The 12,321-nt window shown below is 68.1% G+C and carries 12 protein-coding genes; 3 read left to right on the forward strand and 9 right to left on the reverse strand.

Annotation, left to right across the window (positions count from 1 at the left end):
* Positions 1-46 precede the first annotated feature (46 nt).
* The gene (gene rsmA / locus DIE15_RS14435) at positions 47-877 is read left to right on the forward strand and encodes a 16S rRNA (adenine(1518)-N(6)/adenine(1519)-N(6))-dimethyltransferase RsmA (protein ID WP_057926602.1); all 831 of its coding nucleotides are present in this window, start codon (positions 47-49) and stop codon (positions 875-877) included.
* Positions 878-1,007: 130 nt separating this feature from the next.
* On the opposite strand, the gene DIE15_RS14440 is transcribed toward rsmA, so the two are convergent.
* The gene (locus tag DIE15_RS14440; RefSeq protein WP_124833635.1) at positions 1,008-1,943 is read right to left on the reverse strand and encodes a DMT family transporter; all 936 of its coding nucleotides are present in this window, start codon (positions 1,941-1,943) and stop codon (positions 1,008-1,010) included.
* 378 nt (positions 1,944-2,321) lie between these two features.
* Between DIE15_RS14440 and gloA the strand changes: the two genes are divergently transcribed.
* Entirely contained in the window at positions 2,322-2,711 is a 390-nt protein-coding gene (gloA, locus tag DIE15_RS14445; protein ID WP_057926604.1) for a lactoylglutathione lyase, read from the forward strand.
* Positions 2,712-2,819: 108 nt separating this feature from the next.
* On the opposite strand, the gene DIE15_RS14450 is transcribed toward gloA, so the two are convergent.
* From DIE15_RS14450 to glyQ, 5 genes are read right to left on the reverse strand one after another with little or no spacing between them, the layout of a single operon-like run.
* Positions 2,820-3,731 (reverse strand): M48 family metallopeptidase, encoded by a 912-nt coding sequence (locus tag DIE15_RS14450; RefSeq protein ID WP_057926605.1) that lies wholly within the window; start codon positions 3,729-3,731, stop codon positions 2,820-2,822.
* A 47-nt stretch (positions 3,732-3,778) separates the two neighbouring features.
* A complete protein-coding gene (locus DIE15_RS14455; RefSeq protein ID WP_057926606.1) occupies positions 3,779-4,543 on the reverse strand; it encodes a 1-acyl-sn-glycerol-3-phosphate acyltransferase in 765 nt (254 codons plus the stop codon).
* A gap of 43 nt (positions 4,544-4,586) precedes the next feature.
* Entirely contained in the window at positions 4,587-5,150 is a 564-nt protein-coding gene (gmhB, locus tag DIE15_RS14460) for a D-glycero-beta-D-manno-heptose 1,7-bisphosphate 7-phosphatase (protein ID WP_057926607.1), read from the reverse strand.
* Positions 5,151-5,160: 10 nt separating this feature from the next.
* Positions 5,161-7,260, reverse strand: coding sequence for a glycine--tRNA ligase subunit beta (glyS, locus tag DIE15_RS14465; RefSeq protein ID WP_124833636.1), 2,100 nt, complete (start codon positions 7,258-7,260; stop codon positions 5,161-5,163).
* 22 nt (positions 7,261-7,282) lie between these two features.
* A complete protein-coding gene (gene glyQ / locus DIE15_RS14470) occupies positions 7,283-8,287 on the reverse strand; it encodes a glycine--tRNA ligase subunit alpha (RefSeq protein WP_011885965.1) in 1,005 nt (334 codons plus the stop codon).
* A 334-nt stretch (positions 8,288-8,621) separates the two neighbouring features.
* Here glyQ and DIE15_RS37675 point away from each other — a divergent pair, with 334 nt between their 5' ends.
* Positions 8,622-8,756 carry a hypothetical protein gene (locus tag DIE15_RS37675; RefSeq protein WP_260428261.1) on the forward strand — a complete coding sequence of 45 codons (135 nt, stop codon included), beginning with the start codon at positions 8,622-8,624 and terminating at the stop codon, positions 8,754-8,756.
* Between the two features lie 16 nt (positions 8,757-8,772).
* Here DIE15_RS37675 and lnt read toward each other — a convergent pair whose 3' ends face one another.
* From lnt to DIE15_RS14485, 3 genes are all read right to left on the reverse strand, one after another.
* Complete coding sequence (gene lnt, locus DIE15_RS14475) at positions 8,773-10,461, reverse strand: apolipoprotein N-acyltransferase (protein ID WP_124833637.1); 1,689 nt, start codon at positions 10,459-10,461, stop codon at positions 8,773-8,775.
* A 52-nt stretch (positions 10,462-10,513) separates the two neighbouring features.
* Positions 10,514-11,401, reverse strand: coding sequence for an HlyC/CorC family transporter (locus DIE15_RS14480; RefSeq protein ID WP_057926610.1), 888 nt, complete (start codon positions 11,399-11,401; stop codon positions 10,514-10,516).
* 286 nt (positions 11,402-11,687) lie between these two features.
* On the reverse strand, positions 11,688-12,320 hold the full coding sequence (locus DIE15_RS14485) for a gamma-glutamylcyclotransferase (protein ID WP_057926611.1): 633 nt from the start codon (positions 12,318-12,320) through the stop codon (positions 11,688-11,690).
* Position 12,321: the final 1 nt, after the last annotated feature.

Consider the following 12,321-nt stretch of genomic DNA (forward strand, 5'->3'; position numbering starts at 1 on the left):
GCGCAGGCCTGACTTTATTCGTCGCATTTTTTGTTTTTCTCAGTCGATGTCGAACAGCAGACAGCACCAAGGCCACTTCGCGCGCAAGCGCTTCGGGCAGAACTTCCTCGTCGATCACGGCGTGATCGACTCGATCGTCGCGACGATCGGCCCCGCGCGCGGCCAGCGAATGGTCGAGATCGGCCCGGGGCTCGGCGCGCTCACCGAGCCGCTGATCGCGCGTCTCGCGACGCCCGAGTCGCCGCTGCATGCGGTCGAGCTCGACCGCGACCTGATCGGCCGCCTGCAGCAGCGTTTCGGCGCGCTGCTGGAATTGCACGCGGGCGACGCGCTCGCGTTCGACTTCCGCTCGCTCGCGGCACCCGGCGACAAGCCGTCGCTGCGGATCGTCGGCAACCTGCCGTACAACATTTCCAGCCCGCTGCTGTTTCACCTGATGACGTTCGCCGACGCGGTGATCGACCAGCACTTCATGCTGCAGAACGAAGTCGTCGAACGGATGGTCGCGGAGCCGGGCACGAAGGCGTTCTCGCGGCTGTCGGTGATGCTGCAGTACCGCTACGTGATGGACAAGATGCTCGACGTGCCGCCGGAATCGTTCCAGCCGCCGCCGAAGGTCGATTCGGCGATCGTCCGGATGATTCCGTACGAGCCGCACGAACTGCCGGACGTCGATCCCGTGCTGCTCGGCGAAATCGTCACGGCCGCGTTCTCGCAGCGCCGCAAGATGCTGCGCAATACGCTCGGCGACTACCGCGAGACGATCGATTTCGACGGGCTCGGCTTCGATCTCGCGCGACGCGCGGAAGACGTGAGCGTGGCCGAGTATGTCGGCGTCGCGCAGGCGCTCGCGAAGGTGCGCAAGGCCGCGGAGTAGGGGCAACGCGCGCGTCGCATGCCGGCTCGAGGTTCACGAGGCTGCCCTGACGGGCAGCCTTTTTATTTTCCCGGGCCGCTTTCGTCCGTTTTCGTCCATTTCATCGATGCGGGACGGCGGCCGCGCGGCGCTACGCGCGCCGGCGCGGCGGCGCGTTGACGAGCGCGATCCCGGTCAGCACCAGCGCGGCCGCCGACATGAAGCGCCAGCCGACCGATTCGCCGAGCAGCAGCACGCCGAACGCGACGCCGAACAGCGGCGACAGGAACGTGAACACGGACAGTCGCGACGCGCTGTAGCGCGTGAGCAGCCAGAACCACGACAGATAGCTGACGAACGCGACGATCACCGACTGGTACGCGAGGCTCGCGAGCGCGAGCGGCGTGACCCGCGCGAACGACATCTGGCCGAGCAGCGCCGCGAGCACGACCAGCACGACGGCCGAAACCGCCAACTGGTAGAACAGCGTCTTGCTCGCGCTGGCCCGCGCGAGCGACGTCGAGCGCACGACGACCGTCGTCGCGGCCCACATCGCGCCGCCGAGGATGCCGAGCGCGTCGCCGGCGAGCCCCGCCAGTACCGACGCGCCGGGCGCGCGCGGCTTCAGGAAGCCGTCCGCGAACGCGAGCGCGATGCCGGCGAACGCGAGGCCGACGCCGGTCCACTGGACGCGCTGCAGCCGCTCGCCCGGCGTGAACAGGTGCAGGCCGAGCGCCGTGAAGCACGGTGCCGTGTACAGGAAGATCGCCATATGCGACGCGCTCGTCAGCGTCAGCCCGAAGAACACGCAGATGAACTCGCCGGCGAACAGCGCGCCGGCCGCGATACCCGCACCGAGCGTGCCGTCCGCGCGGAACAGCGGCGTGCCGCGCGAGCGCGCCCAGCCCCACAGCAGGAGCGCGGCGATCACCGAGCGCAGCCCGGCCTGGAACATCGGCGGGATCGCGGCGTTCGTGCTCTTGATTGCGACCTGCTGGAAGCCCCAGATCGCGCACAGCAGCAGCATTACGCAGACGGCACGCGTGTCGAGCGCGCGGCGCACGGACGACCCGGCGAGCGCGGTCATCGGCGGACCTCGCCGATGCGGCGGGAGAGGGGGGTGGACATGGGAAGCGGCAGCGGCGGACGGACGGCGCGTCCGGCACGCTTGAGTCGGCGGTTTCGCACGGCAGGCAGTGTGGCTGAACAGGATGGGAGGGTGGTCGCGTTCCGGCGGCGGACGGCATGCCCGCTTTTGGTGCGAGGTGGGACGATGTTACCCGATCGGCGGGGGCGACGGGGGCAGGCAAGCAGGTTGGTTTCTACCGGTGTACGGGCGTCGGGCTTGTCGTGCGGATGCTCGGTATCCGTTTATCGGTCGGCGGCAGGCCGGGCGCCGGCGGCGGGATTCACGTGACTCCGGTAGAATTTCCGGTTCTGGAAAGTCCCCACAGGAGTACAACACATGCGATTGCTGCATACGATGCTGCGAGTCGGCGATCTCGACCGCTCGATCAAGTTCTACACCGAATTGCTCGGCATGAAGGTGCTGCGCCGCGACGACTATCCGGAAGGCAAGTTCACACTCGCATTCGTCGGCTACGAGGACGAAAGCACGGGTACCGTGATCGAACTGACCCATAACTGGGACACGCCGGCCTACGATCTTGGCAACGGCTTCGGCCACCTGGCGCTGGAAGTCGACGACGCCTACGCGGCCTGCGACAGGATCAAGGCGCAAGGTGGCAAGGTGACCCGCGAAGCGGGCCCGATGAAGCACGGCACGACCGTGATCGCGTTCGTCGAGGATCCGGACGGCTACAAGATCGAGTTCATCCAGAAGAAGGCGCACTGAGCGCGGGATGAGCGGCTCGCGGCGCACGATGCGTGTCGCGGGCAACGAAAACGGGCGATGCGGAGGAATCCGCATCGCCCGTTTGCATGTTCGGTGCGACCGATCGCGTTACAGCGACGGCAGCAGCTCGGGTGGGTGATGCTTGAGCGTGTGCCGCGCTTCACGGAATTCCGGGAAGATCGATTCGACGGTCTGCCAGAAGGCCGGGCTGTGGTTCATCTCGCGCAGGTGCGACAGCTCGTGCGCGACGACGTAGTCGATGATCGACATCGGGAAATGGATCAGCCGCCAGTTCAGCCGGATCTTGCCGTCGCTCGAGCAACTGCCCCAGCGCGTCGCGGCTGACGACAGCGCATACATCGAATACGTGACGCCGAGCTTTTCCGCATAGACCACGAGGCGTTCGCCGAAGATCCGCTTCGCTTCGCCCTGCAGCCAGCCCTGCACGCGATCCTTGATCTGCTGCATGTCCGCCTGCGCAGGCAGCGGCAGCGACAGCCGCAGCGCGTCGGCGTCGAATGCGACGGCGCCCGCGCCGAGCGCGATCGTGACCGTCTTGCCGAGATACGGGAGTTGCGCGCCGTCACGCCAGTCGATCTGCGGCAGCGCACGCTGCTCGGTGCGGGTCTTCCACTCGGCGAGCTTCGCGAAGATCCAGCGCTGCTTTTCGGCGATCGCCGCTTCGATGTCGGCGAGCGTGACCCAGCGCGGCGCGGTGATCGACAGCCCGCTGCCGTCGATCGTGAAGCCGATCGTGCGGCGCGCGGAGCGCTTGAGCCGGTATTCGAGCACGCGGCTGTCGAGCGCGAACGTACGGACGCGAGAGCGATCGGGCGCGGGGCCCGGATCAAGCGGCGCCGTGGGCACCGCGGGAGCTGCAGCCGCTTCGGGCGGCGTGGACGGCGCGGCGGGCGCCGACGGTGCCGGCGACGCCGCGGCCGGCCCGTCGAAGAGCGGCAGGTCCATCTGGCGATGATCGAGGGCCACGACGGCAGGCCGTGGCCGCGGACGCTTTTTCATCAGTTCGCTTCTTTTTGTCGTACGCAACGGCTGTAACCTAGGGGGCGTCAGACTCGCGCGGCATCGCGCGTGCCGGCATTGCCCGCCTGGCGATACGAATCCGGATCGATGCGGCGCATTTCCGCTTCGATCCATGCTTCGACCTGCGAGTTCAATACGTCGGGCGTCTTGCCGTCGACGGGAATCGGCTTGCCGATCGACACGGTGACGACGCCCGGGAACTTCGTGAACGAATTGCGCGGCCACACACGACCTGCATTGTGCGCGATCGGCACGACCGGCGCGCCGGTTTCGATCGCGAAGCGCGCGCCGCCCGTCTTGTACTTGCCCTGCTTGCCGACCGGCGTGCGCGTGCCTTCCGGGAACATGATCATCCATGCGCCTTCCGACAGGCGCTTCTTGCCCTGGCGGATCACCGACACGAAGGCGTTCTTGCCTTCCTTGCGGTTGATGTTGACCATGTGCAGCATCCCGAGCGCCCAGCCGAAGAACGGCACGTACAGCAGCTCACGCTTGAACACGTAGCAGAGCGGCTTGGGCATCAGTGCTGGAAACGCGAGCGTCTCCCACGCGGACTGGTGCTTCGACAGCAGCACGGCCGGGCCGTCGGGCAGGTTCTCCATCCCTTCGATCCGATAGCGGATGCCGTTCAGCCAGCGCACGACCCACAGCGTCGACTTGCACCAGCCGGCCGCCATCCAGTAGCGCGCGTCGGGGCGCATGAACGGGAACGCGATGAAGCACGCGGTGGCGTACGGCACCGTGTACAGGATGAAGTAGATCAGCAGCAGCAGGGAGCGGACGAAGCGCATCGGCGTGGGTCTGACTGTAAGGAGGATGCGCGCGGCGGCCGCATCACTCGTGTTCGTGTGAAAGGAAGTCGAGTGCGAACGCGCGCAGGTCGTCGTGGACCTTCGTGCCGTCCGGCAGATTGCCCGCGGCGAGCGTCTTCTTGCCCTTGCCGGTCAGCACGAGGTGCGGCCGGAAGCCGACCGCGACGCCGGCCTGCAGGTCGCGCAGCGAATCGCCGACGACCGGCGTGTGATCGGGATCGATCTCGAAGCGCTCGGCGATCATCTGCATCATGCCGGGCTTCGGCTTGCGGCAGTCGCAGTGATCTTCCGACACGTGCGGGCAGAAGAACACCGCGTCGATGCGTGCACCGACCGCGGCCGCCGCGCGATGCATCTTCAGGTGCATCGCGTTGAGCGCGGCCATGTCGAACAGCCCGCGGCCGATGCCGGACTGGTTGGTTGCGACGACCACGCGATAGCCCGCGTGGTTGAGCCGTGCGATCGCCTCGAGGCTGCCGGGCAGCGCGATCCACTCGTCGGGCGTCTTGACGAACGTGTCCGAATCGACGTTGATCACGCCGTCCCGGTCGAGGACGACGAGCTTGCGGTTGAGGCTGGTCGGCATCGTTCGGCCCTTATGCGGCGAGCTTCGAGATGTCGGCGACGCAGTTCATCTGCTGATGCAGCGCGGACAGCAGCGCGAGACGGTTCGCGCGCAGCGCGGGATCCTCGGCATTGACCATCACGTCGTTGAAGAACGTGTCGACCGGCGCGCGCAGCGCGGCGAGCGCCGACAGCGCGCCCGTGTATGCATGCGCCTCGAGCTGCGACTGCACGTGCGGCGTCACGGCCGCGAGCTGTTCGTGCAGCGCCTTTTCGGCGGCCTCGACGAGCAGCGTCGGCTGCACCGCGCCGTTCGCGCCGCCTTCGGACTTCTTCAGGATGTTCGAGATCCGCTTGTTCGCGGCCGCGAGCGCTTCGGCTTCCGCGAGGCGCGTGAATTCGCGCACCGCGTCGAGGCGCGCGACGAGATCGTCGACGCGCGTCGGGTTCAGGCTCAGCACCGCATCGACTTCGCCGGCCGAGTAGCCGCGTTCGCGCAGCAGGCCGCGCAGGCGGTCCATGAAGAACGCGAAGATCGCATCGGTCGATTCGGCGACGCCCGGCACGCCTTCGAAGCGTGCATGGGCCGTGCGCAGCAGCGACACGAGATCGAGCGGCAGCTGCTTCTCGAGCAGCAGGCGCAGCACGCCGAGCGCGTGACGGCGCAGCGCGAACGGATCCTTTTCGCCGGTCGGCGCGAGGCCGATGCCCCAGATGCCGACGATCGTCTCGAGCTTGTCGGCCAGCGCGACGGCGGTCGATACCGGCGTGGTCGGCAGCGCATCGCCGGAGAAGCGCGGCTGGTAGTGCTCGGCGCACGCGAGCGCGACGTCGTCGGGTTCGCCGTCGTGACGCGCGTAGTACGTGCCCATCGTGCCCTGCAATTCCGGGAACTCGCCGACCATGTCGGTCAGCAGGTCGGCCTTCGCGAGGCGCGCGGCGCGCTTCGCATGCGCGGCATCGGCGCCGATCGCGGGCGCGATCTCGCCGGCCAGCGCCTCGAGGCGCTCGACGCGCGCGAGCGCCGAGCCGAGCTTGTTGTGATACACGACGTTCGCGAGCAGCGGCACGCGCTCGGCGAGCTTCTTCTTCTTGTCCTGCTCGAAGAAGAACTTCGCGTCGGCGAGGCGCGGGCGCACGACGCGCTCGTTGCCTTCGACGATCTCGCCCGGCGTCTTCGTATCGATGTTCGACACGATCAGGAAGCGCGAGCGCAGCTTGCCGCCGACGTCGGTCAGCGCGAAGTACTTTTGGTTCGTCTGCATCGTGAGGATCAGGCATTCCTGCGGCACCTGCAGGAATTCGTCCTCGAAGCGGCACGGATAGACGACCGGCCATTCGACCAGCGACGTCACTTCGTCGAGCAGCGATTCGGGCATCACGACCGTGTCGCCGTTCGCGTGTTCGTTCAGCTGCGTGCGGATCGTTTCGCGGCGATCGGCGAAGTGCGCGATCACGCGGCCCTTGTCGCGCAGCGTGTCGGCATACGCGCGCGCATGCTGGATCGCGACGAGGCCGTCGGACAGGAAGCGGTGGCCGAGCGTGGTGTCGCCGGCATCCACGCCGAATGCGGTGACGGGCACGATGCGATCGTCGTGCAGCACCGTCAGGCGATGCACCGGGCGCACGAACTTCACGTCGGAGCCGTCCGGGCGCTGGTAGGTCATGACCTTCGGGATCGGCAGCTTCTCGAGCGTCTCGTCGAGCGCGGCCTGCAGCCCGTCGGCGAGCGTCGCGCCGGCCGCGGAATAGTTGACGAAGAACGCTTCGGCCTTGCCGTCCTGTGCGCGCTCGAGATCGGCGATCGACAGGTTCGGGTGGCCGAGCGCCGCGAGCTTCTTCGCGAGCGGGGCGGTCGGCTTGCCTTCGGCGTCGAGCGCGACCGATACGGGCAGGACCTTTTCGCGGACCTGCTTTTCAGGCGCGACGGCGCGCACGTTCTGCACGACGACCGCAAGGCGGCGCGGCGTGGCGTAGCGTTCGAACACGAGTTCGCCTTCGACGAGGTCGCGCGCCGCGAGGCGTTGCGCGAGGCCTTCGGCGAATGCGTCGCCGAGGCGCGCGAGGGCCTTCGGCGGCAGCTCTTCGGTCAGCAGTTCGACGAGCAGGGGGGCGGGATGATTGTGCGTCATGTCTGGAATAAATCTCGTCTCGTCAGTCCTGATCGATCTTGCGTTCGACCTTGAGCGGCGGCGCCCATGCCGGCTGGGCGGCGTCCTGGGCGTCGGTGGTGAGGCCCGGCACGCCCGGCGGATTGCCGAGCATCGGGAAGCCGAGCTTCTCGCGCGAGTCGTAGTAAGCCTGCGCGACGAGACGCGACAGCGCGCGGATGCGGCCGATGTATGCCGCACGCTCGGTCACCGAGATCGCGCCGCGCGCGTCGAGCAGGTTGAACGTGTGGCCGGCCTTCAGCACGAGTTCGTACGCGGGCAGCGCGAGCTGCGCGTCGATCATCTTCTTCGCTTCCGCTTCGTAGCTGTTGAAGAACGTGAACAGCAGGTCGACGTTCGCGTGCTCGAAGTTGTAGGTCGACTGCTCGACCTCGTTCTGGTGGTAGACGTCGCCGTACGACAGGCGGCGCAGCTCGGGGCCGTTCGGGCCTTGCTCTTCCCACTCGGTCCATACGAGGTCGTACACGTTCTCGACCTTCTGCAGGTACATCGCGAGGCGCTCGAGGCCGTAGGTGATCTCGCCGAGCACGGGCTTGCAGTCGAGGCCGCCGACCTGCTGGAAATACGTGAACTGCGTGACTTCCATCCCGTTCAGCCACACTTCCCAGCCGAGGCCCCACGCGCCGAGCGTCGGGTTCTCCCAGTCGTCCTCGACGAAGCGCACGTCGTTCTGCTGCAGGTCGAAGCCGAGCGCTTCCAGCGAGCCGAGGTACAGGTCGAGGATGTTTTCCGGCGCCGGCTTGAGCACGACCTGGTACTGGTAGTAATGCTGCAGGCGGTTCGGGTTCTCGCCGTAGCGGCCGTCCTTCGGGCGGCGCGACGGCTGCACGTAGGCGGCGCGCCACGGCTCGGGGCCGACCGCGCGCAGGAACGTGTGGACGTGCGACGTGCCCGCGCCGACTTCCATGTCGATGGGCTGGAGCAGAGCGCAACCCTGCTTGTCCCAGTAGGACTGCAGCGTCAGGATGATTTGCTGAAACGTAAGCATGAAGAGCCTTCGTGGCGCTGGCGCTCCGTTGCGGGCGGCGCTCCGGGCGGGGCCCGGAGGGTCGGCTCGCGCGGCGGCGCGGCTTGTTAGTGTGCTGAAACGTGCAATTTTACCGGATCGGCGACCGGATGCGGCCGGAACGCGGACGAAGAGGCCGTTGGCGGTGTTCCGGCGCCCCGTGCGCGGGGTGTCGATGCGTGCGGGGCGGTCGCTCGCACGACGTCGCGATGCGCTTGCCGCGTGGCTGCCGCGCCGCTGTGCGCGGGCGTCAAGATGCGCGTATTGCGGTGCCGCGCGCCGCTTGCCGCGTGATCGATTGCCCACGCCGGACCGCATGGACGATTCGAACGACCTCCTCATTCCACCGATTCTGTACCCGCAGCCTGCGTTCGGAGCATGGGCGCCGGTGATGGAAGCGCTCGGGCGCGATCCGCGTGGACCGGCCGCGCAGGCGAAGCGGCCGGCCTGAGCGGCCGGCCGATGCGTCACGCGTTCCGGTCGTCGCCGGCCTTCGCGCTGTTGCGGCGGCGCAGGCCCGGCCCGAACGTGAAGCCGAACGCGAGGAGCACGAGCGACGCCGCGAGCACGATGTTGTTGCCGCTCGTCACGTACGGCGTGAAGCCGCTCGTGCCTTCGATCAGCACGTCGAGCGAGCCGATCGTGAACGGCTTCAACTGGCCGAGCACGCGGCCGTGCGCGTCGATCGCGGCCGTCATCCCGGTATTGGTCGAGCGCAGCATCGGCCGGCCCGTTTCGAGCGCGCGCATCCGCGCGATCTGCAGGTGCTGGTCGAGCGCGATCGTGTCGCCGAACCACGCGAGGTTCGTCACGTTGACGAGCACGCCGGGCGGCTGCGGGTTGTCGCGGATCGTCGCGGCGATTTCCTCGCCGAACAAGTCCTCGTAGCAGATGTCGGCCATCACCGGCTGGTTGTGCACGAGGAACGGCTTCTGCACCGGCGCGCCGCGCGCGAAGTCGCCGAGCGGCATCTTCATCAGGTCGACGAACCACCGGAAGCCCCACGGGATGAATTCGCCGAAGGGCACGAGATGGTGCTTGTCGTAGTGATAGATGTCACGCGAGTGCGGTGTCACGCCATACAGGCTGTTCGTGTAGTCGACGTAACGGCCTTCCGGCGTCACCGACGCGCCGACCGCGCCGAACAGCACGGCCGAGCCCGTCGTGTCGCTGAACTTGCGGATCGCGACGGCGAACGGCTCGGGCAGCTCCTGGATCATCACCGCGATCGCGGTCTCCGGCGTGACGATCAGGTCGGCCGGCTTCTCGACGATCATCTGCTGGTACATCTTGATCGCCGCGTCGATGCCTTCCTGCTCGAACTTGATGTCCTGCTTCACGTTGCCCTGCAGCAGCCGCACGGTGAGCGGCGCGTTCGCGGGGACGGTCCACGTGGCCTGCGACAGCCCGACGCCGGCCGCGACCAGCGCGACGGCGATGGCGGCCGGCGCGGCGATACGCACGCGCGCGTTGCCGCCGGCGTGTTCTGGTGCGGGCGACCGGCGCGCGGCGACGAGCGCCTGCACGACCAGCGCGGCGAACAGCGCGAGCACCCAGCCGATCCCGTATACGCCGACCACCGGCGCGAAGCCCGCGAACGGGCCGTCCACCTGCGGATAGCCGCTCGCGAGCCACGGAAAGCCGGTAAACACGGTGCCGCGCAGCCATTCGCCGAGCGCCCATGCGCTTGCGAACGCGAACGCGCCGTGCCAGGTCGGCGAGAACGGCCGCGGGTCGGGTTCGCGCCGATGCCACGCATGGCCCGCACAGAACGACCACAGTCCGGCCGAGAACGCCGGGTACAGCGACAGGTACAGCGAGAACAGCGCCAGCGCGCCGCCCGCGAGCGGCGCGGCCATCTCGCCGTACACGTGCATGCTGATGTAGAGCCACCAGATGCCGCTGATGAAGTTGCCGAAACCGAACGCGCCGCCGGTGAGCGCGGCGCCGCGCCAGCTCGACGTGCGGGTCAGCTGGGCGAAAAACCAGACGAATACGACGAGCTGCAGCCAGCCGCCGTGCGGCGTCGGTGCGAAGCTGAGCGTATTGGCCGCGCCGGCGAGCAGTGCGGCGGGATAGTGCCAGCGCGGCAGCGCGCGGCCGGGCGCCGGCGCGAGAAGACCGCCAGCCGGGCGGGACGGGATCGGATCGTCCATGTGAAGCGAAAGAGGGCGAGCGGTTGAAGGAGACGCGGCCGGCGCGAGACGGTCAGTCCTCGTGCGAGGTTTCGGCGCGGCGGCTCGCGAGCGGGTTGCGGCGCACCAGCAGCACGTGGACCTGGCGCGCGTCGCCGCGCTGGATCTCGAACACCAGGTTGCCGAGCTGCAGCTTCTCGCCGCGGTGCGGCACGCGGCCGAAATGATGGGTGATCAGCCCGCCGATCGTGTCGACCTCGTCGTCGGGGAAGTCGGTGCCGAACGTCTCGTTGAACTGTTCGATCTCGGTGAGCGCGCGCACGCGGTAGCGGCCGTCCGGCCCCGCGATGATGTTGCCGGCTTCCTCGTCGAAGTCGTATTCGTCCTCGATGTCGCCGACGATCTGTTCGAGCACGTCCTCGATCGTGATCAGGCCCGCGACGCCGCCGTATTCGTCGACGACGATCGCGAGGTGATTGCGGTTCACGCGGAAGTCGTGCAGCAGCACGTTCAGGCGCTTCGATTCGGGAATGAACACGGCGGGGCGCAGCATCCCGCGCACGTCGAATTCCTCTTCGGCATAGAAGCGCAGCAGGTCTTTCGCGAGCAGCACGCCGATCACGTTGTCGCGATTCTCCTCGTACACCGGGTAGCGCGAGTGCGCCTTCTCGAGGACGAACGGGATGAAGTCTTCAGGCTTGTCGGCGATGTTGATCGCGTCCATCTGCGCGCGCGGCACCATGATGTCGCGGGCGCACAGGTCGGACACCTGGAATACGCCTTCGATCATCGATAGAGAATCGGCGTCGATCAGGTTGCGTTCGTGGGCGTCCTGGAGGATTTCCAGCAGCTCGGCCCGGGATTCCGGCTCGGGCGAGATGAAGTCGGTCAGGCGCTCGAGCAGCGAGCGCTTTTCTTGCGGTTTGTCGGTTGACTTACGACTGGGATACGAATCGTTCATGGTGGTGCGCCCGGGTCATGCCGGAGCGCGCGGTCACGGAGAAGGCAAGGATACACCAAGGGCATGGCGCGGCTGTGTCACACCGGCCGTCCGGCCGGGGCAGGCGGCGCGCGCGAGCCCGCTCGGGAACGGCCGCGCCGTCCTTCGTATCCATCCTATCTCAGAAAGGAGCGCCGGGGCAGCAGTGGCAAAAAAGCGGAGCGCAATGGCGACCGGCAGGCCGGTCGGCGGAGGCGGCATTTCGTCGCGGGCTGGGCGGGCCGGGCGGGCGCCGGCCTGTCGGGCGTCACCGGCACCGCGCGAGCAGCCCTTCGAGCGCGCGATCGGGGATGCCGCTCGCGCGCAGCGCGTCCACGGTGCGGCTCACGTAGTCGAGCGTCGTGCCGTAGCGGCCGGCCGCGCAGCTGAACACTTCCCGCACGACGGGGTCGGTCAGCTTGCCGGTGTAGGTCGGCACGTCGCGGCGCATCACGAATGCCAGCGCGCTCACGCGTTCGCCGGTCTCGAGCGAGCACGGCAGCCACGCGGGCCGGTACGAGCCCATCGGCATCTCGCGTTTCCACAGCGTCTCGAGATGCGGCTGCGCGGTCGGGCCCGCGAGCCGGAATGCGATGCCCGAGCATGAGCCGCCGCGATCGAGCGCGAGCACGAGGCCCGGACGTTCGGGTGTGCCGCGGTTCACGCGCGACCACAGGTAAAGCCCGCGATGGTAGCCGTGTACCTTGCCGCGCACGGCGGCGGCGGTCGGCAGCCCGGGGTTCCAGATCAGCGAGCCATAGCCGAACAGCCAGAGATCCTGCTGGCCGTCCCAGTCGCGCATCGTGTGCGCGAGCGACGCCGCGAGCTCGTCGTCCGTCAGCAGCCGTCCTTCGCCGATCGACGGCGGATACGCGGGCGGCAGCGTCGCGGCGTGGCGCATG

The sequence above is a fragment of the Burkholderia sp. Bp9031 genome (assembly GCF_003857965.1).
Taxonomy (GTDB): domain Bacteria; phylum Pseudomonadota; class Gammaproteobacteria; order Burkholderiales; family Burkholderiaceae; genus Burkholderia; species Burkholderia ambifaria_A.